18 protein-coding genes and 1 tRNA gene are annotated in these 24,374 nt (G+C 67.8%); 11 read left to right on the plus strand and 8 right to left on the minus strand.

Translation table 11 applies throughout. The features are described from left to right. Positions 1 to 67: 67 nt before the first annotated feature. Positions 68 to 1,693 carry a choice-of-anchor tandem repeat GloVer-containing protein gene (locus tag PIGHUM_RS00735; protein WP_124077333.1) on the plus strand — a complete coding sequence of 542 codons (1,626 nt, stop codon included), beginning with the start codon at positions 68 to 70 and terminating at the stop codon, positions 1,691 to 1,693. Positions 1,694 to 1,705: 12 nt separating this feature from the next. Here the strand turns inward: PIGHUM_RS00735 and PIGHUM_RS00740 are convergent, their stop codons facing one another. From PIGHUM_RS00740 to PIGHUM_RS00765, 6 genes are all read right to left on the minus strand, one after another. Further along, on the minus strand, positions 1,706 to 2,470 hold the full coding sequence (locus tag PIGHUM_RS00740) for an SAM-dependent methyltransferase (protein ID WP_124077334.1): 765 nt from the start codon (positions 2,468 to 2,470) through the stop codon (positions 1,706 to 1,708). A 69-nt stretch (positions 2,471 to 2,539) separates the two neighbouring features. Continuing rightward, positions 2,540 to 3,157, minus strand: coding sequence for a glutathione S-transferase family protein (locus tag PIGHUM_RS00745; RefSeq protein WP_124077335.1), 618 nt, complete (start codon positions 3,155 to 3,157; stop codon positions 2,540 to 2,542). Between the two features lie 191 nt (positions 3,158 to 3,348). Then, entirely contained in the window at positions 3,349 to 5,577 is a 2,229-nt protein-coding gene (locus PIGHUM_RS00750; protein WP_124077336.1) for an NADP-dependent isocitrate dehydrogenase, read from the minus strand. A 182-nt stretch (positions 5,578 to 5,759) separates the two neighbouring features. Further along, on the minus strand, positions 5,760 to 6,365 hold the full coding sequence (locus PIGHUM_RS00755) for a hypothetical protein (RefSeq protein ID WP_124077337.1): 606 nt from the start codon (positions 6,363 to 6,365) through the stop codon (positions 5,760 to 5,762). After that, positions 6,346 to 6,966, minus strand: coding sequence for a hypothetical protein (locus PIGHUM_RS00760; RefSeq protein ID WP_124077338.1), 621 nt, complete (start codon positions 6,964 to 6,966; stop codon positions 6,346 to 6,348). The genes PIGHUM_RS00755 and PIGHUM_RS00760 overlap by 20 nt, the downstream gene beginning before the upstream one ends. A 135-nt stretch (positions 6,967 to 7,101) precedes the next feature. Beyond that, positions 7,102 to 7,656 (minus strand): molybdopterin-binding protein, encoded by a 555-nt coding sequence (locus PIGHUM_RS00765; RefSeq protein ID WP_124077339.1) that lies wholly within the window; start codon positions 7,654 to 7,656, stop codon positions 7,102 to 7,104. Positions 7,657 to 7,863: 207 nt separating this feature from the next. Between PIGHUM_RS00765 and fdnG the strand changes: the two genes are divergently transcribed. The 10 genes from fdnG to PIGHUM_RS00820 all read left to right on the plus strand — a co-directional run bounded on the left by fdnG (position 7,864) and on the right by PIGHUM_RS00820 (position 21,524). Continuing rightward, positions 7,864 to 10,932, plus strand: coding sequence for a formate dehydrogenase-N subunit alpha (gene fdnG, locus PIGHUM_RS00775; protein WP_148087252.1), 3,069 nt, complete (start codon positions 7,864 to 7,866; stop codon positions 10,930 to 10,932). A 10-nt stretch (positions 10,933 to 10,942) separates the two neighbouring features. Continuing rightward, positions 10,943 to 11,842: a formate dehydrogenase subunit beta gene (gene fdxH / locus PIGHUM_RS00780; RefSeq protein WP_124077342.1), complete on the plus strand. Its 900-nt coding sequence runs from the start codon at positions 10,943 to 10,945 to the stop codon at positions 11,840 to 11,842. Beyond that, on the plus strand, positions 11,835 to 12,473 hold the full coding sequence (locus tag PIGHUM_RS00785; protein ID WP_124077343.1) for a formate dehydrogenase subunit gamma: 639 nt from the start codon (positions 11,835 to 11,837) through the stop codon (positions 12,471 to 12,473). Before fdxH ends, PIGHUM_RS00785 begins: the two co-directional genes overlap by 8 nt. 478 nt (positions 12,474 to 12,951) lie before the next feature. After that, positions 12,952 to 13,881, plus strand: coding sequence for a formate dehydrogenase accessory protein FdhE (fdhE, locus tag PIGHUM_RS00790; protein WP_124077344.1), 930 nt, complete (start codon positions 12,952 to 12,954; stop codon positions 13,879 to 13,881). Next, on the plus strand, positions 13,874 to 15,292 hold the full coding sequence (gene selA, locus PIGHUM_RS00795) for an L-seryl-tRNA(Sec) selenium transferase (RefSeq protein ID WP_124077345.1): 1,419 nt from the start codon (positions 13,874 to 13,876) through the stop codon (positions 15,290 to 15,292). Before fdhE ends, selA begins: the two co-directional genes overlap by 8 nt. Further along, positions 15,289 to 17,178 carry a selenocysteine-specific translation elongation factor gene (selB, locus tag PIGHUM_RS00800; RefSeq protein WP_124077346.1) on the plus strand — a complete coding sequence of 630 codons (1,890 nt, stop codon included), beginning with the start codon at positions 15,289 to 15,291 and terminating at the stop codon, positions 17,176 to 17,178. The genes selA and selB overlap by 4 nt, the downstream gene beginning before the upstream one ends. Positions 17,179 to 17,242: 64 nt before the next feature. Further along, positions 17,243 to 17,335 (plus strand) — tRNA-Sec (locus PIGHUM_RS00805). 131 nt (positions 17,336 to 17,466) lie between these two features. Further along, positions 17,467 to 18,525, plus strand: a complete 1,059-nt coding sequence (selD, locus tag PIGHUM_RS00810) for a selenide, water dikinase SelD (protein WP_124077347.1) — start codon at positions 17,467 to 17,469, stop codon at positions 18,523 to 18,525. Positions 18,526 to 18,625: 100 nt separating this feature from the next. Then, positions 18,626 to 19,825 carry an MFS transporter gene (locus PIGHUM_RS00815; RefSeq protein WP_124077348.1) on the plus strand — a complete coding sequence of 400 codons (1,200 nt, stop codon included), beginning with the start codon at positions 18,626 to 18,628 and terminating at the stop codon, positions 19,823 to 19,825. 109 nt (positions 19,826 to 19,934) lie between these two features. Then, the gene (locus tag PIGHUM_RS00820) at positions 19,935 to 21,524 is read left to right on the plus strand and encodes a hybrid sensor histidine kinase/response regulator (RefSeq protein WP_124077349.1); all 1,590 of its coding nucleotides are present in this window, start codon (positions 19,935 to 19,937) and stop codon (positions 21,522 to 21,524) included. Positions 21,525 to 21,569: 45 nt separating this feature from the next. Here PIGHUM_RS00820 and PIGHUM_RS00825 read toward each other — a convergent pair whose 3' ends face one another. Together PIGHUM_RS00825 and PIGHUM_RS00830 are read right to left on the minus strand one after the other, a co-directional pair. Further along, on the minus strand, positions 21,570 to 23,519 hold the full coding sequence (locus PIGHUM_RS00825; RefSeq protein WP_124077350.1) for a BCCT family transporter: 1,950 nt from the start codon (positions 23,517 to 23,519) through the stop codon (positions 21,570 to 21,572). A 113-nt stretch (positions 23,520 to 23,632) separates the two neighbouring features. Then, on the minus strand, positions 23,633 to 24,373 hold the full coding sequence (locus tag PIGHUM_RS00830) for a sulfite exporter TauE/SafE family protein (protein WP_124077351.1): 741 nt from the start codon (positions 24,371 to 24,373) through the stop codon (positions 23,633 to 23,635). Position 24,374: the final 1 nt, after the last annotated feature.

A 24,374-nucleotide genomic window follows, 5' to 3' on the forward strand; every position in this document is an offset into this window, starting at 1 on the left:
AGTCGCCCTTCGGGGCGACGGCCGGCGAGGCAGTGCCGTTTTTCCCCTTCTCCAAGGAAACCCGATCATGATGCTCACCCGTCTTCACGCCAGCCTGCTTTGCGCCGGACTGCTGGCCGGCGCGAACGCCGCCGGCGCGGCCACCGTCGCGCCTGCCGTATTCACCCACCTGTTCGACACGCCGATACTGGAAAGCGGCCTGACCAGCCGTCCCATGCAGACGCCGGTCCTGATCGGCGGCGTGCTCTGGGGCAACTCGTACAACACCGGCGTCTACCGCTTCGACCCCGCGGCCGCCACGGGCAAGTACACGATGGCTTATCCCGCCGTGGGCTTCGCCGGCACCAACTACCAGATCTCGCAAGGCTCCCAGCGCGGCCAGCTGCTGGCCGTCGGCAGCGTGGTCATCGGCAACAACGAACGCCAGAACAAGCTGTTCCGCTACAGCGCCACGCTGGCGCCAGAATACATCGCCGTCACCGAGAACAAAGGGCTGGCCCTGGCCGGCAACCTGCTGGCCGACGCCGCCGGCAACGTCTACGTGCTGAGCCGCAACGACGGCCAGGGCGCCACGGGCAACGGCTCGATCTGGAAACTGTCGGCCGACCTGACGAGCTTCGCGCCAGTCTATGAATTCGCCTCCGGCGCCGCGCAGCCGCAAGGCGCGTCGCCGGCATGGTTCGCACTGGACGACACCGGCAACTGGTTCTACGGCATCAGCAGCGCGGGCGGCACGGGCGACGCCCCGGCCGGCACCATCTGGCGCGTGCGTACCGATGGCACCGGGTTCGAAGTCCTGCACACCCTGTCTGCGGCCGACGACGGCGCCGGCACCGGCCTGCTGTTCCACGACGGCATGCTGTACGGCGTCAGCGCCAAGGGGCTGTTCCAGCTATCGCCCGCCGACAAGGCCTACACCCCGCTGCACACCTTCGGCGCCGGCGTCGCCGATGACGGCAGCCAGCCCGCGGGCCGGCTGACGCTGGGCGCCGACCACAGCCTGTACGGCGTCACGTGGGCGGGCGGCGCCGCCAACCAGGGCACGGTATTCAGGCTCGTGCTCGATCCCGTGCGCGGCAGCCGGCCGGTCTACGAACAGGTCCACTCCTTCGACCTGGCCACCCGCAACGAAGGCATCGAGCCCTGGGGCCTGATCGCGGACCCGGCCGGCACCACGCTGTACGGCGCGACTTTTCGCGGCGGCGAACGCGGCGAAATCTTCTACGATCCGCCGGAGATCGCCGGCAAGACCCAGGGCAGCCTCTTCAAGCTGACCGTCGCCGCGCCCGCCGCGCCGACCATCGCCCGCTTCCAGTTCAACGGCAGCGGCGCCGACTCCCTCACCGTCGTTCCCGGCGCGGCGCTGGCCGTGAGCTGGCAGGCGACCGACGCCGAACTGTGCAGCGCGGACGGCGCCAACGGCGGCCTCTGGGCCGGCGAAAAAGACGCCTCGGCCGGCACGCACGACGAGACGCTGTCGGCGCCGGCCACGGAAGGCCGGCTCGACTTCACCCTGACGTGCACCGGGCGGGGCGGCTCCGTCAGCGCCTCGCGCACCGTGCTGGTCCAGAAGCCGGTCGAACCGGACAACGGCTCCCAGGGCGGGGGCGGAGGCGGCGGCGCCTTGCAGGCTTGGCTGCTGCTGGCACTGGGGCTGCTTGCGCTTCCTTTCCGGCGCCGCGCCAGGGGATAAAAAAGCCGGCGGTCAGTAGTCGCCGGCCGGCCCCGCCAGGAAATCGCCGACGTAGACCAGGTGTTCGAACGGCAAAGCCTGGCGGGCCGCCACGTCCACCAGCGTGTCCAGCGTGGCGTGCAGGACCTGCTGGCGCGCCGCGTCGCCGGCATGGCAGACGATGGCGGCCGGCGTCCCGCCGGGATAGGCCGCGCGCAGTTCGTCCGCCACGCGCGCCAGATCGGTCTTCATCGTGAACAGCACCAGCGCGCTGCGGCTTTGCGCCAGCACCGGCAGGCGGTCGCTGCCCGCATAGCCGGCATTGGCGTTCTTGCCCAGGCTCAGAATTACCGACTGGCTGGCGCCGCCGCCCGTCACGGCGCAGCCCAGCGCCGCATTGGCCGCGGCGAAGCTCGACACGCCCGGCACCACTTCGGGGGCCAGGTCGCGGAACGCCTCCAGGTAGCCGATCTGCGGACCGTACAGCGTCGGGTCGCCGTAGCTGAGCACCGCCACGCTGCCCCCGGCGGCAATGCAGGCGCGTATGGCCTGGCTGCGCGCGTCCTCTTCCGCCCGGACCTCGGCATCGGCTGCGCGCCGGCGCGCCATCGGGGTATACAGGCCATGGCCCGCTTCCATGAACGCCTTGCCGGCCAATTGGGCGGGATACCGCGCCGGCGCGCCCGCCGGCCCCAGGACCAGTTCCGCCTCGCGCATGACGCGGTCCGCGCGCAAGGTCAGGTGGTCGGCATCGCCTACGCCCAGGCTGACCAGATAGAGCTTGCCGTGTGTCGCCATTGCCGTTCCATCGCTTGAAGTGGGGCAAGTGTATCGCCCGGCTCGCCCCGGACGGACGCGGGCGCCGCCCTACTGCGGATCGAACTGGACGGTGCGGCGGAACGATTCGCGCTCGCCGATCTCGTCGGCCCAGCGGCTCAAGCGTGGACGGGTGGCGCGCCAGGCGAGGTCGCCGAAGCGGAAATCCGCGTGGCCGAGCGCCACGCCGACGCCGATGTGGCCGATGTCGAAAGACCGCTGCGCCAGGACGTCCACGCCGGCCTCCAGCGCGTCCAGCGCCGCCTCGCTCTTGGCGCGGAATGCGGCCAGGTGCGGCTCGGACTGCAGCGCGGGCCCGCGCCGGCGCTCGTTGTTCCACAGGATCAGGATGTCGGTCAGGCCGTTGCCCAGCGCGTGCCAGCGCATGGCCTCCAGGCGCTCGGGGAAATCCTGGGGGATCAGCCGCGCCTTGCGGCTGTGGTGGTCGAGATACTCGCAAATGACCAGCGAGTCGTAGAGGCAGCGGCCGTCGTCGGCCACCAGCGCGGGGATCTTGCCCAGGGGATTGTCGCGCAGCACGTCCGGATTGACGGCGGTCTGGGAAACGATCGACAGCGTCGGCTCGATCGAACCGTCCAGGCCGGTCTCGATGGCGCTGATCATGACTTTGCGCACGTAGGGCGAACGCGTGGACCAATGCAGTTTCATGCTTTTTCCATCAGTGGATAGCGCGGGGCAAGCCCCAGTATATCGGCGCCCCCGCGCCGGCAGGCAAAGCTGGCATGTGCGCAGGGACGAGCGCTCATGGCGAAAAAAAACGCGCTCGTGCGAGCGCGTTCCGGTATTTCGGACAGAACGAACCGGGCCCGCCGCTGCGGCGCGCCCGGTTCATCCTTGCCTCAGCCCAGCTTGGCGATGGCGGCGTTCAGCGTGGAGCTGGGACGCATGGCCTTGCCGGTGGCCTCGACATTGGGACGGAAGTAGCCGCCGATGTCGTTCGGCTTGCCTTGCACCGCACCCAGTTCGGCCACGATCTTGGCTTCGTTGTCGGACATTTCCTTGGCGACGGGCGCGAAGATGGCCTGCAGTTCCTTGTCCTCGGTCTGCTCGGCCAGCGCCTGGGCCCAGTACAGCGCCAGATAGAAGTGGCTGCCGCGGTTGTCCAGGCCGCCGACCTTGCGGGCGGGCGACTTGTCGGTGTCGAGGAACTTGCCGGTGGCCTGGTCGAGCGTCTTGGCCAGTACCTTGGCCTTGCCGTTCTTGTAGGCGTCGGCCAGATGTTCCAGCGAAGCGGCCAGCGCCATGAACTCGCCCAGCGAGTCCCAGCGCAGGAAGCCTTCTTCCAGGAACTGCTGCACGTGCTTGGGCGCAGAACCGCCCGCGCCGGTTTCGAACAGGCCGCCGCCCGCCATCAGCGGGACGATGGACAGCATCTTGGCGCTGGTGCCCAGTTCCATGATGGGGAACAGGTCGGTCAGGTAGTCGCGCAGCACGTTGCCGGTGACCGAGATGGTGTCCTCGCCCTTGCGGATGCGCTCGACCGACAGCTTGGTCGCGTCGACGGGCGACAGGATGCGCAGGTCCAGGCCGCTGGTGTCGTGGTCCTTCAGGTACTTCTCGACCTTGGCGATGATCTGGGCGTCGTGGGCACGGTTCTTGTCCAGCCAGAACACGGCGGGCGTGCCGGTGGCGCGGGCGCGGCTGACGGCCAGCTTGACCCAGTCCTGCACCGGGGCGTCCTTGGTCTGGCACATGCGGAAGATGTCGCCGGCCTCGACCGGCTGCTCCAGCAGCACCTTGCCGGCTTCGTCGACCACGCGCACGGTGCCGTCGGCCGGGATCTGGAAGGTCTTGTCGTGCGAACCGTATTCCTCGGCCGCCTGGGCCATCAGGCCGACGTTGGGGACGGTGCCCATCGTGACCGGGTCGAACGGGCCGTTCTTCTTGCAGTCTTCGATGACGACCTGGTAGATGTCGGCATAGCAGCGGTCCGGGACCACCGCCTTGGCGTCGTGCAGCTGGCCGTCCGGGCCCCACATCTTGCCGGATTCGCGGATCATCGCGGGCATCGAGGCGTCGATGATCACGTCGCTGGGCACGTGCAGGTTGGTGATGCCCTTGTCGGAGTTGACCATGGCCAGTTCGGGGCGCTTGGCGTACTCGGCCTTGATGTCGGCTTCGATCTCGGCCTGCTTGTCGGCCGGGAGTTCCTTGATCTTGGCGTACAGATCGCCCAGGCCGTTGTTCGGGTCGAAGCCGACCTGCTTGAGCGCGTCGGCATGCTTGGCCAGCACGTCGGCGAAGAACACCGAGACCACGTGGCCGAAGACGATGGGGTCGGAGACCTTCATCATGGTGGCCTTCAGGTGCACCGAGAACAGCACGCCCTGCTTCTTGGCGTCCTCGATCTGCGCGGCCAGGAAGCTGCGCAGCGCGTTCTTGCTCATGACCGAGGCGTCGAGAACCTCGCCGGCCTTGACCGCGGTCTTTTCCTTGAGCACCTTGGCGGCGCCGTCCTTGCCGACCAGCTCGATCTTCACGCTGCCGGCGTTCTCGACCAGGGCCGACTTCTCGCTGCCGTAGAAGTCGCCATTGTCCATATGGGACACGTGCGACTTGGAATCGGCGCTCCAGGCGCCCATCTTGTGCGGGTGCTTGCGGGCGTAGTTCTTGACCGACAGCGGCGCGCGGCGGTCGGAGTTGCCTTCGCGCAGGACGGGGTTCACGGCGCTGCCCTTGACCTTGTCGTAGCGGGCCTTGACGTCCTTGTCGGTGTCGTTCTTGACTTCGTCCGGGTAGTCCGGCAGCTTGTAGCCCTTTTGCTGCAGTTCCTTGATCGCGGCCTTGAGCTGCGGGACCGAGGCGCTGATATTGGGCAGCTTGATGATGTTGGCTTCGGGCGTGGTGGCCAGCTGGCCCAGGTAGGCCAGATCGTCCGAAATCTTCTGCTCGTCGGTCAGGTAATCGGGGAACTGCGAAACGATGCGGCCGGCCAGCGAGATGTCGCGGGTCTCGACGGCCACGCCGGCGGAGCGGGTGAAAGCCTGGACGATGGGCAGCAGCGAGTAGGTCGCCAGGGCCGGCGCTTCGTCGGTGAGGGTATAGATGATCTTGGACGCGGTAGTCATGCTGTCTTGATACTCACTCTGGAAATTGGCGGAAACTCTCGAGCTGCTCGGGGTCGTCGACGTGAGCCGGCGCACCGGCGGTGCGCCGCAGGCGAGGCCCTGGGGGCCCGAAGCCGCGGCTTTCAAAATGCAACTCGGGATTTTAGCACCGCAGACGGGAGCCAATCCCGCCTGAGCGCGCGTCAGCCCTCGGTCAGTGCCTTGCGGAAATCCTGATCGGCCAACAGCATTCCGATCAGCTTGCGGTATAGGGCTTCGTATTGGCCGGCCGCGATCGGAATCGCCACCACGCCGACGAAAGGAGAATCCCATGAAGCTTCCGCCCGCAGCGTCCGCTCGAACGTCGCTCTCCCCGCTTCCTGCACGGTGAACCTGCCCGCCAACGTGGCCTTGCCTACGCCCACGGGGGAATCGACCGAGCTTTCCAGCAGCACGCCCGTTACGGTACGCGGCGAATCGGCGGAGAACAGGCCCGCCGCCTTGAGTTCCACGAGCAAAGTCTCGCGCAGATACGCGGCCAACGAACCGTTGAACGGCGATCGAAGAGCGTTGGTCCGAATTTTCACGCCCTCGTCCAGTTCCGCTCGGGCGCGAGGGTCGGCCGCAAATGACCCCACAGAGACGGGAGCCAAGCGGCTGTTGCGCACCAGGAGCTGGTTGTCCATGGAAACCTGCGGCTGCCCCATGTCCATTTGCGCGCAGCCGGCCAGCAGCAGGAGCGCCGCCAGGCCCAGGCTCCGAACCGCGCGACGCCAACCGGCCTCCCGTTCAGTTGAACGCCGGATCATCGGACAGTTCCTTCAGCACATTGCTCAACACCTCCTGCGTCACTTGCCTGATGGCGGCGTCCGCGCTGGCCGCCTTGACCGCACCAGCAGGGGCCGACGCGTTGCCGATCGTAGCGTGGAGCGCATGCCGGGCCGTCTTGACCACGGGAGCCGATTGTCCCGGTGCGAGGTAGCTGGCGGTGCAGATATATCCGTCAGTCACGGCGCTGCCTGCCAGCCCGAAGGTCAGACCGGTCACGAAGCCCTGCGCCGCTGCGTCCTTCGTCACCTCGACATTGTCGATCGTCACGGTAAGCATCGCCAGGTCCGGCCGCGCAACCGACTCCACCGATGAGAACAGGCCGCTATCCTCCACCTGTTTGGCGATCTGGGTCTTCAGATATTCCGTCGCGGCCTTGTTGGGCGCGCCTTTGGTCTGGAATTCGAAGACCAATTGGACAGGCTTGGGAGTTTCCACCCGCTTGAACGCCGTCACCGGCACCTCCTTGGTTGCCGTATCGACGTAGAAGCTCGTGCACCCCGACAATAGCGCCGCAGCCGCCAACATCGGGGCAATAATGGACTTGCCGAACCAGCTACGGATATTCCGACTGTTTTTCATATTTGATGAGCGTCACCGAACTGCGCCATTGCACCGGAGCAGCATTCCCCATGAATGCCATTGGTTCCCCAATGCGGCGCGCCACGCATGCTAGCTCATCCGTAGAATATGGGCGCAGCGAATTAATTGGCCTGCTTATTCGCCCCAGCTGCGCACCGCCACCCGCCATAGCGCCGATGCCTGGCGCGGCCCCAGCGTCCGGTCGCCGAGCGACAGCAGTTGCAGTCCGCCGGCGGCGGCGGGCAGCAGCACGCCGTCCTGCTCGACCGCGACCACCGCGCCGGCGCCCAGCGCGGTGTTGTAGAGCTCGTGCCAGCTGAACAGGCAGACGTAGCCATCGCGCGCCTCGGCCGCCACGACCAGTTGCTTGGACCGCGAACGCGGCAGCGCAGCCATGCCGGCCAGGTCCAGCAGCTTGGCGAGCGGCACGCCGCGCAGCCGGCCGATTTCGCGGATCGGCCGGCCCGAGAAACAGCACACTTGCACCGGGCCGGTCTGGAAATCCGCCAGGCGGACCAGTTCGGCGGCGTCCAGCCGCAGCGTGGACCCCGGCCCCTCGACCACCAGGGAATCCGAGAAATGCCCGCCCCGCAGCCCTCGCTCCCCGGCGCCGCCGTCCGCGGAAGGGGCGCTCTCCGTCGCCCGGCCGCCCCAAGATGGAGAATCCCTGCTCACCAGCCAATCGGACATTCGGGTTCCTTGCGCCGACTGCGCCTAACGTGCAGCCAACTTTCGTTATGTTCTATTAAATATAACGCAGAAATTCCCGCACAAAGTTTGTGCCTATTGATTTCGGGTCCTATACTCATCCCTAGTAATCGACAACCCGCCCGCATTGCCCTCGCCCCCCGGGCGGCAGGCGGACGGGATCTCCACCAACGGGAAAGGAGTGCTTTCATGGTCAGCATGAACCGGCGCCAATTCTTCAAGGTGACAGGAGCCACGCTGGCAGGATCGAGCCTCGCGCTGTTGGGGGTCGCCCCCGACATCGCCCTGGCGGAAGTCCGTCAGTACAAGCTGGCGCGGATGACCGAAACGCGCAATACCTGTCCGTACTGTTCGGTCGCCTGCGGGATTCTGATGTACGGCCTCGGCGACGGGGCCAAGAATGCCGAGGCGAGCATCGTCCACATCGAAGGCGACCCCGACCACCCGGTCAATCGCGGCACCCTCTGTCCGAAGGGGGCTGCGCTGATCGATTTCATCCACAGCCCCAACCGCCTGAAGTTCCCGGAATATCGCGCAGCCGGCTCCGACAAGTGGCAGCGCATTTCCTGGGACGAAGCCCTGACGCGCATCACCGCGCTGATGAAGCAGGACCGCGACGCCAACTTCGTGGCCAAGACGGCCGACGGCAAGACCGTCAACCGCTGGCTGACCACCGGCATGCTGGCCGCGTCGGCCAGCAGCAACGAGGTCGGCTACATCACCCACAAGGTCGTCCGCAGCTTCGGCATTCTCGCATTCGACAACCAGGCGCGTGTCTGACACGGCCCGACGGTGGCAGGTCTTGCCCCGACGTTTGGCCGTGGAGCGATGACGAACCATTGGGTCGACATCAAGAACGCGGATCTGGTCCTGATCATGGGCGGCAATGCCGCCGAGGCGCACCCCTGCGGCTTCAAGTGGGTCACGGAGGCGAAGGCGCACAACAAGGCGAAGCTGATCGTCGTGGATCCGCGCTTCACGCGCTCGGCATCCGTGGCGGACTACTACGCGCCCATACGCACCGGGACGGACATCATCTTCCTGGGCGGCGTGATCCGCTACCTGCTGGAGAACGACAAGATCCAGCACGAGTACGTGAAGAACTACACGGACTTCTCGTTCATCGTGCGCGAAGACTTCTCGTTCGACGAAGGCCTGTACTCGGGGTACAACGCCGAGAAGCGCAGCTATGACAAATCGAGCTGGGACTACGAGCGCGGCGAGGACGGCTACGTCCGCACCGACCCCACGCTGGAGAACCCGCGCACTGTCTACCAGCTGCTGAAGAAGCACTATTCGCGCTACACGCCCGAGACCGTCGAACGCATCTGCGGCACGCCCAAGGACAAGTTCCTGCGCGTGTGCGAAATGATGGCCTCCACCGCCGGCACCGACCGCGCGATGACGATCCTCTACGCCCTGGGCTGGACCCAGCATTCGATCGGCTCGCAGATCATCCGCACCGGCGCGATGCTGCAGCTGCTGCTGGGCAACATCGGCGTGGCCGGCGGCGGCATGAACGCGCTGCGCGGCCACTCCAACATCCAGGGCCTGACCGATCTGGGGCTGATGTCCAACCTGCTGCCGGGCTACCTGACGTTGCCCAACGAGCCGGAACAGGACTTCGACGCCTACATCGCGGCGCGCACGCAAAAGCCGCTTCGCCCCAACCAGCTCAGCTATTGGCAGAACTACAAGAAGTTCCACGTCAGCCTGATGAAGGCCTGGTGGGGCGATGCCGTCTCGGCCGAGAACAACTGGGGCTACGACTACCTGCCCAAGCTCGACAAGCTGTACGACATGCTGCAGGCCTACGACCTGATGCAGCAGGGCAAGATGAACGGCTACATCTGCCAGGGCTTCAACCCGCTGGCCGCGGCGCCGAACAAGGCCAAGCTGACCGAGGCGTTCTCCAAGCTCAAGTTCCTCGTCATCATGGACCCGCTGGCCACCGAGACCTCGGAATTCTGGCGCAACTACGGCGAGCACAACGACGTCGATCCCGCCAAGATCCAGACGGAAGTCTTCCGCCTGCCCACCACCTGCTTCGCCGAGGAAGAAGGCGCGCTGGTCAACTCCGGGCGCTGGCTGCAATGGCACTGGAAGGGCGCCGAGCCCCCGGGCGAGGCCCTCAGCGACATCGAAATCATGTCGCGGCTCTTCCTGCGCCTGCGCGAGCAGTACCGCAAGGAAGGCGGCGCCTATCCCGATCCCGTCGTGAACCTGTCCTGGCCCTACGCCACGCCGGCCAGCCCGACCGCGGCCGAACTGGCCAAGGAATATTCGGGCAGGGCGCTCCAGGACCTGGCCGACCCCAACGACCCGACCAAGATGCTGCGCAAGGCGGGCGCGCCGCTCGCCGGCTTCGGCGAGCTGCGCGACGACGGCTCCACCATCAGCGGCTGCTGGATCTACGCCGGCGCCTGGGGCCCGACCGGCAACCTGATGGCGCGCCGCGACAACGCGGATCCGACCGGCATCGGCCAGACGCTGAACTGGGCCTGGGCCTGGCCGGCCAACCGCCGGGTGCTGTACAACCGCGCCTCCTGCGACCTCGAAGGCAAGCCTTACGACCCCAGGCGCAGGCTGGTCTGGTGGAACGGCAAGGCCTGGGCCGGCGCCGACGTGCCCGACTACAAGGCCGACGAGGATCCCGCCAAGGGCATGGGCCCCTTCATCATGAACCCCGAGGGCGTGGCGCGCTTCTTCGCGCGCGGCGGCATGACCGAAGGCCCCTTCCCCGAACACTACGAACCCTTCGAGAACCCGCTGGGCTACAACCCGCTCTACCCGAAGGCCCAAGGCGTCACCAGCAACCCGGCGGCGCGCGTGTTCAAGGGCGACCTGGCAGCCATGGGCAAGGTGCAGGATTTCCCGTACGTGGCCACCACGTACCGCCTGACCGAGCACTTCCACTACTGGACCAAGAACGTGCGGCTCAACGCCATCCTGCAGCCGGAACAGTTCGTCGAGATCGGCGAATCGCTGGCCAGGGAGCTGGGCATCGCCAACGGGTCCCAGGTCAAGGTCTCGTCCAACCGCGGCTACATCAAGGCCGTCGCGCTGGTCACCAAGCGGATCAAGGCCCTCACGGTCGAAGGCAAGACCGTGCACCAGGTCGGCATTCCCATCCACTGGGGTTTCGTGGGCATTGCCAAGCCAGGCTTCCTGACCAACACCCTGACCCCCTTCGTGGGCGACGGCAACAGCCAGACACCGGAATTCAAGTCGTTCCTGGTGAAGGTGGAAAAGGTATAGGAGCAAGGCCATGTCACTGCAATCCCTGGACATCAAACGCCGCTCGGCCACCACCACGCCGCCGCCCGGCGTGCGCGAGCCGTCCGTCGGCGGCGTCGCCAAGCTGATCGACGTCTCCAAGTGCATAGGCTGCAAGGCCTGCCAGACGGCCTGTATGGAGTGGAACGACCTGCGCGACGAAGTCGGCACCAACGTGGGCGTCTACGACAACCCCGCCGACCTGACCGAGCACTCGTGGACGGTCATGCGCTTCTCGGAGTACGAGAACGACAAGGGCGACCTGGAGTGGCTGATCCGCAAGGACGGCTGCATGCACTGCGAAGACCCCGGCTGCCTGAAGGCCTGTCCGGCGCCGGGCGCCATCGTCCAATACAACAACGGCATCGTCGACTTCCACGAAGAGCACTGCATCGGCTGCGGCTACTGCATCACCGGGTGCCCGTTCAACATCCCGCGCATTTCCCAGAAGGACCACAAGGCCTACAAATGCACGCTCTGTTCCGACCGCGTCGCGGTCGGGCAGGAGCCCGCCTGCGTCAAGACCTGTCCCACCGGCGCCATCGTGTTCGGCACCAAGGAAGACATGAAACAGCACGCGGCCGAACGCATCGACGACCTGAAATCGCGCGGCTTCGACAACGCCGGGCTGTACGACCCGGCCGGGGTCGGCGGCACCCACGTCATGTACGTGCTGCACCATGCCGACAAGCCGACGCTGTACAACGGCCTGCCGGAAAACCCGCAGATCAGCCCGATGGTCGCGCTGTGGAAGGGGCTGGCCAAGCCCCTGGGCGTGGCGGTGATGGCCTTCACCGCGCTGGCAGGCTTCTTCCACTACATCCGCATCGGCCCGAACGAAACGGACGAGGAAGACGAACGCAGGGCCCGAGAGGAGATGCGCCATGAATGAACATGACCGCAAATACGGCTGGATCCAGCGCTACACCGCCAACGAGCGGACCAACCACTGGATCACCGCCATCACCTTCGTGTTGCTGGCCCTGTCGGGGCTGGCCCTGTTCCACCCGGCCTTCTACTGGTTGACCAACCTGTTCGGCGGCGGCCCGTGGACGCGCATCCTGCACCCCTTCGTCGGCGTGGTGATGTTCGTCAGCTTCGCGATCTTCGCGATGCACATGTTCCGCGACAACTTGCTGACCCGGAACGACCGCCAGTGGCTCAGGCAGATGCCCGACGTGCTCAACAACCGCGAAGACAGGCTGCCCGAAGTCGGCAAGTACAACGCCGGCCAGAAGCTGCTGTTTTACGTGCTGATCCTGAGCATGATCGGCCTGCTGCTCACCGGCATCGTGATGTGGCGCGCCTACTTCTCCTTCATGTTCCCGATCTGGCTGATCCGCCTGGCCTCGGTGCTCCATGCGCTGTGCGGCCTGGTCCTGATCTGCTCCATCATCGTGCACATCTACGCCGCCATCTGGGTCAAGGGCTCGATGCGCGCCATGACCCGCGGCACGGTGTCGCCCGGCTGGGCATGGAAGCACCACCGGGCCTGGTTTAGGAGGCTCCCCCCTACGCGCTGACGCGCGCCCCCCAAGGGGGCGAAGCGGGTGGACCGGCAGAGCCGGATCCACCGCTTCCTGGATCTGGGGACCGACATTGCCGACTTGGGCGGTGTCAGTCAAGGTGGGCGTGATGCTCACACCCCACACTACCGTGGCAGTGTTCATGCGCTATGTTCATACCGATGATGATCGGGTGCGCCAAGCTGCCAGTTGGTGAGAGTCGAAGCAGAACCTGCAGCAGATGCGGGCGTTCTTTCTGACCTGGTCAATTCGCCAGACAGTGTCTGGCGAATCTTCGTCATTGTCCGTGACGCAAGCGTATCCCCCGACTGCGGTTTCCCAGACGATATCTTTTCCGCTCCGAGTTGCCGCCGGCCCGGCTGCGACCGGTCTTAAGAACCCGGTACGCCCCCCGCCTGGGGTATCCTTTCCCCATATAGATACAAGACACACCCCGCCCCGAACGAACAGTCGAGGGCGCACCCGGAGCCAAGCCTTGCAGCGCATCCTCTCCAAGGGCGAAATCGAATCGCTGGACCACACCGCCATTCCCCGGGTCCGCATGCCCGGCCGCGAAACCGTGTTCGCCACCCGCGCAACGCGGCTGCGCCAGCTCGCTCAAGGCCACCCCGTAGGCGGCTACCTCACCCTCATGGCCGAACTGGTCGACGCCCAGCACGCCGTGCTCGCCCGCTGCGACATGCCCGGCGCCGTCCCCGAGCTCATCGAACGCGCCCAGGCCCACGGCATGCCGCCCCTGCAAGCCGCCGGCTGGCCGCGCGACCCCTCCTGGACCGGCCTGCTGCGCGAACTCCTGCAGCACCTCGACCATAACGACAAAGTGCCCGAAGAGGCCCGCCGCATCGCCGCCGACCTGCTGCGCCGGCTCGACCAGGAGACCGGCGCCATCGAAAGCCTGGCCGACGCCGTCCTGGGCGCCGGCGGGGACATCGACGGCGCCGCCGCCCCCTTCGTCATGGGCGCGCTGCAGGTCTACTGGACCGATCTCGCCATCCGCTTCCCGCCCGGGCATCTGCCCGTCGTCAGCCCCTTCGGCCTGTGCCCGCTGTGCGGCAGCCTGCCGGTCGCCAGCGTCGTGCGCGTCGGCGGCCAATATGCCGGCTACCGCTACCTGTGCTGCGAACTGTGCTCCACCGAATGGCACATGGTGCGCGTCACCTGTTCCCACTGCGAAGATACCAAGACCGTGGCCTACCACAACGTCGACGGCGGACCGGAGGGCATCAAGGCCGAATCCTGCGACAACTGCCACACCTACCGGAAAATTTTCTACCAGGAAAAAGACCTGTACGTCGAGCCCGTGGCCGACGACCTCGCCAGCCTCACGCTGGACGTGCTGATGGGCGAAGCGGGCTATGCGCGCGCCAGCGGCAACCCCCTGCTCTGGCAAGGCGGCGATGACTGAGTCCGCGGTACCGGCGCCTGCCGCGCCGGGCGACATCCCCTCCCTGGACCGGCTGCTCGGCTCCCCCGACATGCAGCCCGCCCTGGATGCCTACGGCCGCACCCGCGTCGTCGCCACGCTGCGCGCCCACCTCGACGATCTGCGCGCCCAGGCGCGCGCCGGCACCCTGGCCGCCGGCGAAGTGACCGCATCCGCCATCGCGCAGGCCTCCCGGCGCATTCTCGACCAGGCCTCCCGGCCGCGGCTGCGGACGGTCTACAACCTCACCGGCACCATTTTGCACACCAACCTCGGCCGCGCGCTGCTGCCCGACGCCGCGGTGGAATCCGTCATGCGCGCGCTGCGCGCGCCGGCCAACCTGGAATTCGACCTCGACACCGGTGCGCGCGGCGACCGCGACGACCTCGTCGAAGACCTGCTGCGCGAACTGACCGGCGCCGAAGCCGCCACCGTCGTCAACAACAACGCCGCCGCCGTCCTGCTCATGCTCAACGCGCTGGCGGACCGTCGCGAAGCCATCGTCTCGCGCGGCGAACTGGTCGAGATCGGCGGCGCCTTCCGCATTCCCGACATCATGAAGCGCGCCGGGGCGCGTCTGGTCGAGGTGGGCACCACCAACCGCACCCACCCCTTGGACTACGAACAGGCCATCACGCCGCGCACCGCCATGCTGATGAAAGTCCACTGCAGCAACTATGCGGTCACCGGCTTCACCAAAAGCGTCGCCGCCAGAGACGTTGCGGCCATCGCCCACGCGCACGGCCTGCCCCTGACCGTAGACCTGGGCAGCGGCACGCTGCTGGACCTGACCCAGTGGGGACTGCCGCGCGAAGAAACCGTGCGCGAAACCATCGAGGCAGGCGCGGACCTCGTCACCTTCAGCGGCGACAAACTGCTGGGCGGGCCGCAAGCCGGACTGCTTGTGGGCCGCGCCGACCTAATCCGCAAGATCAAGAAGAATCCCCTCAAACGCGCGCTGCGCGTGGGCAAGCTCACCCTGGCCGCGCTCGAACCGGTGCTGGCGCTGTATCGCAGCCCGGAATTCCTGCCCGAGCGGCTGACCACGCTGCGCTTGTTCACCCGCCCGACGGCGCGCATCCAGGCGGCCGCCGAACGCCTGTGTCCGGTCGTGCAACAGGCGGCGGGTGCGGACTACGACGTCCAGGCCGCTCCCATGTCCAGCCAGATCGGCAGCGGCGCCATGCCCACCGACCAGTTGCCCAGCTACGGCCTGCGCATCCGCCACGCCGGCAAGGGCCGCCCCGGCCGCCACCTCGCCCGGCTCGAGCAACGGCTGCGCGAACTGCCCCGCCCCGTCATCGGACGGCAGGGCGACGACGCCCTGTGGCTGGACCTGCGCTGCCTGGAAGAACACGACGAAGCCGAGTTCACCACGCAATTCCAGACATGATCATCGGCACTGCGGGCCACATCGACCATGGCAAGACGACGCTGGTCAAGGCGCTGACCGGCGTGGATACCGACCGCCTCAAGGAAGAGAAGGTGCGCGGGATATCCATCGAGCTGGGCTACGCCTATACGCCGCTGGCCAGCGGCGACGTACTGGGCTTCATCGACGTGCCCGGCCACGAGAAGCTGGTGCACACCATGGCCGCGGGCGCGAGCGGGGTGGATTTCGGGCTGCTGGTCGTGGCCGCCGACGACGGCGTGATGCCGCAGACGCGCGAGCACCTGGCCATCCTGCAGTTGCTGGGCGTCGCGCGCGGCGCGATCGCGCTGACCAAGGCCGATCGCTGTGACGCCGGCCGCCTGCGCGCGGTCGAGCAAGAGATCGCCGGCCTCGTGGCAGGCACCTTCCTGCAGGATGCCCCCATCCATGCCACCCGCGCCACCGAACCCGGCGACCCCGGCACCGCCCGCCTGAAGGCGTATCTGGACGAGGCCGCCGCGGCCATGCCGGCGCGCCGCGCGGAGGGCTTGTTCAGGCTGGCGGTGGACCGGGTGTTCTCGCTGGCCGGCCACGGCACCGTGGCCACGGGCACCGTGCATGCCGGCCGCGTGCGGGTCGGCGACGAACTGCGGCTCATGCCTGCCGGCACGCCCGTCCGCGTGCGCGGCATCCATGCGCAGAACCGTCCCAGCCAGGAAGGCGTGGCCGGACAGCGCTGCGCACTCAACCTGGCCGGCGTCGGCAAGGACGACCTCGCGCGCGGCGACTGGATCGCCGATGCGCGCTGCTTTCTGCCCACCACCCGCGTGGACGTGGACCTGTCCTGGCTGGAAAGCGCAGACGGCCCTTTGCGCGGCTGGGCGCCGCTACACGTGCACCTGGGCGCGGCCCACCACGTCGTCCACGCGGTACCGCTGGCGCCCGACACGCTCGCGCCCGGCCAGCGCGGCCGGGTACAACTGGTGTTCGAACGGCCGGTATGCGCCGTGCCGGGCGATCGCTTCATCGTCCGCAATGCCCAGGCCAGCCGCACCGTGGGCGGCGGCCGGGTGCTGGACCCCGGCGCGCCCGACCGCAAACGGCGTTCGCCCCAGCGGCTCGCCTGGCTGGACGCCATGGAAGACTGGCTGGCCGGACGCGGCATCGGCCCCTTGCTGGCGCAGGCGCGCGGGGGCCTGGGCCAACAGGCGCTGGAACGCCTGACCGGCCTGCCGGCGCAGGCCGTCTCCCTGCCCGAGGATGCGCGATGGGTGGCCCCCGCCGCGCAGGCGCAATCGCGCACGCTCATCGATGCGCGCCTGTGGCGGGAGCTGGGCGAACACGTGCTCGGCCGGCTCGACGCCTACCACGCGCAGACCCCCGACGAACCGGGCCTGGAGGCGGGCCGGCTGCGCCGCATGTGCGCGCCCGCCATGAACGAGGCGCTATGGCAGGCGCTCGTGGAGAGCCTGCTGGCGCAAGGCCTGGCGGTCCGCAACGGCCCCTGGCTGCATCGGCCGCAGCACGCTGTCGGCCTGGACGCGGGAGAGGAAGACCTGGCCGCGCGGCTGCTGCCGCTGCTGGCCGAAGGGCGCTACGATCCGCCCTGGGTGCGCGACCTGGCGCACCTCACCGGTACGTCCGAAGAACGCGTGCGCCACGTATTGCGCAAGCTGCTGCGCCAAGGGCGCGTGGTCCAAGTGGTGCAAGACCTGTTCTATCACCCGGAACGCATGGCCGAACTGGCGGCGCAGGCCGCCCGCCTGGCCCGGGAACACGGCGGCGCCCATGCCACGCATTTTCGCGACGCCACCGGCCTGGGCCGCAAGCGCGCGATCCAGATCCTGGAATATTTCGACCGCACCGGCTATACGCGCCGACAAGGGGACCTGCACCTCATGAGGTGACCTGTCCATGAAACCGGCATGCGCCATCCGGCGGGTCCGGCTATCATAGGCGCCTCTCTCGAGAGGAAGGCATGCGTGCCCGGTGGCACGGCTGGGCTTCAAACCCAGTTGGGGGCGTCAGACGTTCCCAGGTAGGTTCGACTCCTGCTGTCTTCCGCCGTATTGTCCCCCCCTACGCGCTTACGCGCGCCCCCCAGGGGGCGGCACTGGCGGACTGGCAGAGCCAGATCCGCTGTGCCCTGGGTCGGGCGGTGGCATTCCTCCTCGGTACTGCATACAGTAGACGCCATGACACACACCTCATCCGAACAAACTCCGCGCCTGACTTCGCTCTCGCATGGCGGCGGCTGTGGGTGCAAGATCGCGCCCGGCGTGCTGTCGGCGCTGCTGGCGCGCCACGCGCCGGCGGCGCCTTACGCCAATCTGCTGGTCGGCACGGAAACCGCCGACGATGCCGCGGTCTATCGCCTGAACGACGAACAGGCGCTGATCGCCACCACCGATTTCTTCATGCCCATCGTCGACGATCCCTACGATTTCGGGCGCATCGCGGCGACCAACGCGCTGTCCGACGTCTATGCCATGGGCGGCACGCCCATCATGGCGCTGGCCATCGTCGGCATGCCGATCAACGTGCTGCCGCACGAGACCATCGCCGCGATCCTGCGCGGCGGCGAATCGGTTTGCGCCGAAGCCGGGATCCCGGTGGCCGGCGGCCACTCCATCGACTCGGTCGAGCCCATCTACGGCCTGGCCGCCATGGGCCTGGTCCATCCCGGCCGCATCAAGCGCAACGCCGATGCCAAGGCGGGCGACGTGCTCATCCTGGGCAAGCCGCTGGGCGTGGGCGTGCTGTCCGCGGCACTCAAGAAGAACCTGCTCGACGCCGACGGCTACGCTGCCATGCTGGCCGCCACCACGCTCCTGAACCGGCCGGGCGCGGCGCTGGCGAAGCTGGACGGCGTCCATGCGATGACCGACGTCACGGGCTTCGGCCTGCTGGGCCACGCGCTGGAAATGGCGCGCGGCGCCGGCCTGGCCGCGCGCCTGGACCTGGACGCGCTGCCCTGGCTCGCGCAGGTTCGGGAGTTCGCGCGCCAGGGCGTCGTCACCGGCGCGTCCGGACGCAACTGGGCCTCGTACGGCGAGGGAGTCGAACTGGGCGCGCGGGTGGACGACGCCAGCCGCGCGCTGCTCACCGATCCGCAGACCTCCGGCGGCCTGCTGGTGGCCTGCGCGCCCGACACCGCGCGCCAGGTCCTGGATATTTTCCGTGAACAAGGCTTCGACCGGGCCTGCATCGTCGGCGAAATGGCGCAAGGCGCGCCGCAAGTCCGCGTGGAATGAGAGCGGCGGGCGGCGTTCCTTCCGCAGGAACATGCCGCCCGAAAGCCGATTTGCGCGACAATGCGGACTGTCGCCCCTCCAGCCTTTCCCTTCCCGCCCGATGACCCCGCCTAGCAGCGACCCTCCCTTTCTTCTCCGAACGATCGCCATTCCGGCCTACGGTCCCGCGGTGCTCTATGGCGTGGCCAACGGCGCCATCCTCCCCGTCATCGCGCTGAGCGCGCGCGAACTGGGCGCTTCGGTGGCGATGGCCGGCTTCATCGTCTCGCTGATCGGCATCGGCTCCATGGTCAGCAACATTCCGGCGGCGCTGCTCACTTCGCGCTACGGCGAGCGGCGCTCCATGGTGGGCGCGGCGCTGTTCAGCGTGCTCTCGCTGCTGCTCTGCATCTTCTCGATCCACACCTGGATGCTCGCGCTGGGCGTGTTCCTGGTCGGCATGGCGGCGTCGGTGTTCCTGCTCGCCCGGCAGACCTACCTGATCGACGCCGTGCCCTCGCACCTGCGCGCGCGGGCCCTGTCCACGCTGGGCGGCACCAACCGCATCGGCACGTTCATCGGTCCGTTCGCGGGGGCCGCGATGATCCACTACTCCGGGCTGGACGGCGGCTACTGGGTGGCCGTGGCCGCCATGATGGGCGCCGGCTGGATCGCCCATCGCGCGCCCGACTTCGGCGAGGCGAACCGCTCCGCGCAGCCGCAGGCCAAGCCGCGCGTGGTGGACATCGCGCGCAGCCATGGCAAGGTTTTCCTGACGCTCGGGCTGGGCATCCTGCTGGTGAGCGCGCTGCGCGCATCGCGCCAGGTCGTGGTGCCGCTGTGGGCGGACCACCTGGGCATGACCGCCGCGGCCACCTCCATCGTGTACGGACTGGTGGCCGCCGTCGACATGTCGGTGTTCTACCCGGCAGGCACGGTAATGGACCGCCACGGCCGGTTCTGGGTGGCGCTGCCTTCGGTGCTGCTGATGGGCCTGGCGCTGGTGGCCATCTCGCTGACCCATGACCTGACCGCCTTCCTGGTCTTCTCGCTGGTGCTGGGCTTTGCCAACGGCATCAGTTCCGGCATCGTGATGACGCTGGGGGCCGATGCCTCGCCCAAGCAGGGCCGCACCGAATTCCTCGGTATATGGCGCCTGATCGCCGACGTAGGCAACAGTCTGGGGCCGGTCATTCTTTCCGCCATCACCGCCGTGGCCTCGCTGGCTGCCGGCGTGGCCGCCGTCGGATCGCTGGGCTTGGCCGCCGCGGCGGTTTTCTGGCGCTGGCTGCCGCGCAAGCCCATTCGCCAACGCAGTTGAACACGCAGGCGGCAACGGCGCACAACCCGACGCCGCTGGTTACAACAAGCATCAACAGGCTTGGATAGACTCGAGCCTGGATCCTTTCCACCTTTGCCCAGAGCGTCCCATGGACGTAAGAAAGCGCGTCGAAGAGCCCGATGCGGGCGCGCCTTCCGCGCCCGGCGCCGCTCCCACCATAGACTTCCGGCTGCTGGTCAACAGCATCGAGGACTATGCCATTTTCATGCTGGATCCAGGCGGGTACGTCACCACCTGGAATGCCGGCGCACGCAAGATCAAAGGCTACGCGCCGGATGAAATCCTGGGCCGGCACTTCTCCGTGTTCTATCCGGAAGACGCCATCGCCCGCAACTGGCCGCAGCAGGAACTCGAGCAGGCCGCCGCCCGCGGCCGCCTGGAGGACGAGGGCTGGCGCGTGCGCAAGGACGGCAGCACCTTCTGGGCCAACGTCGTCATTACCGCGCTCTACGACGATGCGGGCGTCTTGCAGGGGTACGCCAAGGTCACGCGCGACATGAGCGAGCGCAAGCGCCTGGAAGAATTGGAACTGACCAACCGGCGCATGAGCGAATTCCTGGCCACGCTGGGCCACGAACTGCGCAACCCCCTGGCGCCGGTGCGCAACGCCATCGGCATCCTGCGCCTGCAGCCGGCCCCGACGCCCATCGTGGCGCATTGCCGCGACATGATCGACCGCCAGGTCGGCCACCTCGCGCGCCTGGTGGACGACCTGCTGGACATCGGCCGCATCACTTCCGGCAAAATCGAACTACGGCTGGAAACGGTCGATCTGCGCGACGCGATCGAGCGCAGCATCGAGGGAGTGCGCTTCCACACCGACGCCCGCGGACAGCGCCTGGTTGCCCACATGGGCACCGCGCCGACCCATGTGCGGGGAGATCTGACGCGGCTGGTACAGGTCGTGCAGAACGTGCTGCACAATGCCTCGAAGTTTTCCTCCGCAGGCAGCCTCATCCACGTCACGCTGGTCCAGCGCCGCCGCTCCGCCGTGATAACGGTGCGCGACCAGGGGCGCGGCATCCCCGCGCATGCGCTGGAAACCATTTTCCAGCCGTTCACCCAGGAAAGCCCCCAGCTCAACCCGACGGAAAGCGGGCTGGGCATCGGATTGACCCTGTGCCGCTCGCTGGTGCGTATGCACGGCGGCGCGATTTCCGCCGCGAGCGGCGGACCCGGCCTGGGCAGCACGTTCACGATCCACCTGCCCCTGGCCGAACCCGAGCGCCTGTCCGCCCCCAGTGCTCCGACTGCCGCCGTGCAACGGATACCCCTGCGCGTGCTGGTGCTGGACGACAACCGCGATTCGGCCGACAGCCTGGCCATGCTGCTGGAGATCCAGGGCCACGACGCCCGGCCCCTCTACGATGCCGAAGCGGCGCTGCAACTGGCGCCCGAGTTCCTGCCGCAGCTCGTCTTCATCGACCTGGCCATGCCGGTCATGGACGGCTTCGCCGCCCTGCGGGCGTTCAAGGCCCTGCCGCAGCTCGCCGGAACGATGTTCGTGGCGCTGACCGGCTATGGTCAACAGGACGACCGGGCACGCACCGCAGAGGCCGGCTTCGACAGGCATCTGGTCAAGCCGCTGGACATCTCCCTGCTCGACGAGATGCTCGATGCCGCCGCGGCCCAGCCGTGCCAGGAATCCGCTCGGCACGCCGGCGCGGCGCCGGGTTAGACGCCGCCGCTCACCGGCGCACGGCGGGCGCGCCCGCCCTCCACGTCAGCCGACCACGTGCAGGTAGTGCCGGTGGCGCTCGTACTGGTCGAGCATGTCGCTGATCACGGCCTCCCGGCTCCAGCCCATGATGTCGTAGTCCTGTCCGCCTTCGCGCAGGTGGACTTCGGCGCGGAAGTACTTGCGGCGCTCGGTATCGTTGGCTTCGTCGGCGGTCAGGCTGGGCCGCTCGTACGAGTGCGGCCGCACGCCATAGGAAAAATCGAGCGCGTCGGGGTGCGTCACCTCCAGGATCATGCCGCCCTCCTCCTCGTCGCGCACCTCCGCGGTATAGCCGAGCCGGCGCATTTCTTCGCATACCGCGTCCATGGCCGGCCGCACCACGTCGGCGATATAGCGCGCCACGTGGGCGCGGCGCGGCATCATCACCATATTGCGCAGCCGCGATTGCCAGGAATCGCCGCGGCCCTGCGGTGCCGACAGCGCCAGCGCCTGGTAGCGGATGCGGCGCTTGGTCGCGTCCAGCTTGAGCGCCTTGAACATACCCCACAACGCCACCAGCAGGATCGCCGAAAACGGCAGCGCGCTGGCGATGGTGGCGGTCTGCAGCGCCTGCAGGCCATCGGCCAGCAGCAGCGCCACCGCGACCACGCCGGTCAGCACCGACCAGAAGATGCGCTGCCAGACAGGCGACGCCTCCGCGCCGCCGGAGGCCAGCAAATCCATGACGAGCGCCCCGGAATCGGCCGAGGTGACGAAGAACACCAGCACCATGGCCACCGCGAACAGGGAAATGATGGCGCCGCCCGGGTAATGCTCCAGGAAGGCGAACAGCGCCAGCGAACTGTCGCCGCGCACCGCTTCGGCCAGGCTGTCCAGGTGATCGAACAGCACCAGGTGGATGGCGGAGCCGCCGAACACGGTCATCCACATCAGCGTGAAGCCCGCAGGCACCAGCAGCACGCCCATCACGAATTCGCGCAGCGTGCGGCCGCGCGAAATGCGCGCGATGAACAGCCCGACGAATGGCGACCACGCGATCCACCAGCCCCAGTAGAACAGCGTCCAGCCGCCGATCCAGTCGGTGGGCTGGTAGGCGTAGAGATTGAAGGTCTTGGCCACGATGTCCGACAGGTAGCCGCCGACGTTCTGCAGGAAGCTCTGCAGCAGGAAGATGGTCGGCCCCACCGCGAACACGAAGGCCATCAGCAGCACGGCCAGGTAGAGGTTGGCCTCGGACAGAATGCGGATGCCGCGGTCCAGGCCGCTGGCCACCGACAGCGTGGCCAGCCCGCAGGCGATCGCGATCAGGATGATCTGCGGCACCGTGCCCACCGGAATGCCGAACAGGTGGTTCAGCCCGCTGTTGATCTGGGCCACGCCCAGGCCGAGCGAGGTCGCCACCCCGAACACCGTGCTGATGATCGCAAAGATGTCGACGGCGGCGCCTATCGGCCCGTGGATGCGCTCGCCGATCAGCGGATAGAGCGCCGAGCGCAAGGTCAGCGGCAGGCCGTGCCGATAGCTGAAATACGCCAGGATCATGCCCACCACGGCATAGATGGACCAGGCGTGCAGCCCCCAGTGGAAGAAGGTGATCTTCATGGCTTCGCGCGCCGCCACTACCGAGCCCGGCTCGCCCACCGGCGGCGCGATCAGGTGCATGACCGGCTCGGCCACGCCGAAGAACATCAGCCCGATGCCCATGCCGGCGGCGAACAGCATGGCGAACCAGGTGAAGTTGCGGTAGTCCGGTTCGCTGTGGTCCGGTCCCAGGCGGATGTCGCCATAGCGGCTCACGGCCACGAACACCACCGCCAGCAGGATGATGGCGACCGTCAGGATGTAGAACCAGCTCACGTTGACGAGGATCCAGCGCTGGACCGCGTCGAAGACGGCCTGCACGGCCGTCGGCACGGCGATCGCGCATCCGACCAGCGCCAGGATGAACGCCGCCGACGTGAAGAAGACCGGGCGGTCTATGGTTGTTCTCATATTGTTCTCCTATGCGTGATCCCGCCAGCGTACCGCGGGCCGGACAACCGTATTGTTCCATTCGCATAGGGCCTGGATCAAACGCACGGGCGCGCGCCCCGCCCCACGGCGTCCTAGATCTTCAAGAACATGAACGCGCTCATCAGGATTCCCACCAGCACCACCACGGCGCGCATCGCCGCGACAGGTACGCGCCGCGCCAGCCGCGCCCCGAGAAAACCGCCTGCCGTCGCGCCGATGGCCATGACGCCCGCCTCGCGCCACTCGACCAGTCCGCCCGCCACGTATACCGCGGCCGCCACGACGGTCAGCACCCCGGAAAGCAGATTCTTGAGCCCATTGATGGCGCTGAAATCGCTGCGTTTCGACATGCCGAACAAGGCCAGCAGCATGATGCCCATGCCGCCGTTGAAATAGCCGCCGTACAGGCTCACGACAAACAGGCCCGCCGACGCGGCGCCGGGAGACAGCACCCGCCCGCGCGCCATCCGCAGCATGGCGGGCGCGCACAGGAACAGGGCAGTGGCGAACAGCAGCAACCAGGGTGCCACGAACCGGAAAGCGCCTCCGGACGTCCACAGCAACAGCAGCGCCCCCGCGCCCCCGCCCGCCAGCGCGATGCCCGACAGGACCGCGAGCGAGCCGGGCTCGGACTGCGCGATGTCGCGCCGCAAGGCCCAGGCGCCCGTCAGGTATCCGGGCAGCAGCGCCAGGGTGCCGGTGGCATTGGCCACCGCCGCGGGCATGCCCACGCCGACCAGGGCTGGCAGCGTGAGAAAACTCCCGCCGCCCGCGGCGGCGTTGAGCATGCCCGCGCCGAAGGCGGCCGCCACCAACAACAATACGTCCAACATA

This window comes from Pigmentiphaga humi (genome assembly GCF_900606115.1).
GTDB lineage: Bacteria > Pseudomonadota > Gammaproteobacteria > Burkholderiales > Burkholderiaceae_B > Pigmentiphaga > Pigmentiphaga humi.

Bases quoted from the DNA above. Each gene is read 5' to 3' on its own strand.
- PIGHUM_RS00735 (WP_124077333.1), top strand. From the start codon at position 68: ATGATGCTCACCCGTCTTCACGCCAGCCTGCTTTGCGCCGGACTGCTG.
- PIGHUM_RS00740 (WP_124077334.1), bottom strand. From the start codon at position 2,470: ATGGCGACACACGGCAAGCTCTATCTGGTCAGCCTGGGCGTAGGCGAT.
- PIGHUM_RS00745 (WP_124077335.1), bottom strand. From the start codon at position 3,157: ATGAAACTGCATTGGTCCACGCGTTCGCCCTACGTGCGCAAAGTCATG.
- PIGHUM_RS00750 (WP_124077336.1), bottom strand. From the start codon at position 5,577: ATGACTACCGCGTCCAAGATCATCTATACCCTCACCGACGAAGCGCCG.
- PIGHUM_RS00755 (WP_124077337.1), bottom strand. From the start codon at position 6,365: ATGATCCGGCGTTCAACTGAACGGGAGGCCGGTTGGCGTCGCGCGGTT.
- PIGHUM_RS00760 (WP_124077338.1), bottom strand. From the start codon at position 6,966: ATGAAAAACAGTCGGAATATCCGTAGCTGGTTCGGCAAGTCCATTATT.
- PIGHUM_RS00765 (WP_124077339.1), bottom strand. From the start codon at position 7,656: ATGTCCGATTGGCTGGTGAGCAGGGATTCTCCATCTTGGGGCGGCCGG.
- fdxH (WP_124077342.1), top strand. From the start codon at position 10,943: ATGTCACTGCAATCCCTGGACATCAAACGCCGCTCGGCCACCACCACG.
- PIGHUM_RS00785 (WP_124077343.1), top strand. From the start codon at position 11,835: ATGAATGAACATGACCGCAAATACGGCTGGATCCAGCGCTACACCGCC.
- selA (WP_124077345.1), top strand. From the start codon at position 13,874: ATGACTGAGTCCGCGGTACCGGCGCCTGCCGCGCCGGGCGACATCCCC.
- selB (WP_124077346.1), top strand. From the start codon at position 15,289: ATGATCATCGGCACTGCGGGCCACATCGACCATGGCAAGACGACGCTG.
- selD (WP_124077347.1), top strand. From the start codon at position 17,467: ATGACACACACCTCATCCGAACAAACTCCGCGCCTGACTTCGCTCTCG.
- PIGHUM_RS00815 (WP_124077348.1), top strand. From the start codon at position 18,626: ATGACCCCGCCTAGCAGCGACCCTCCCTTTCTTCTCCGAACGATCGCC.
- PIGHUM_RS00820 (WP_124077349.1), top strand. From the start codon at position 19,935: ATGGACGTAAGAAAGCGCGTCGAAGAGCCCGATGCGGGCGCGCCTTCC.
- PIGHUM_RS00825 (WP_124077350.1), bottom strand. From the start codon at position 23,519: ATGAGAACAACCATAGACCGCCCGGTCTTCTTCACGTCGGCGGCGTTC.
- PIGHUM_RS00830 (WP_124077351.1), bottom strand. From the start codon at position 24,373: ATGTTGGACGTATTGTTGTTGGTGGCGGCCGCCTTCGGCGCGGGCATG.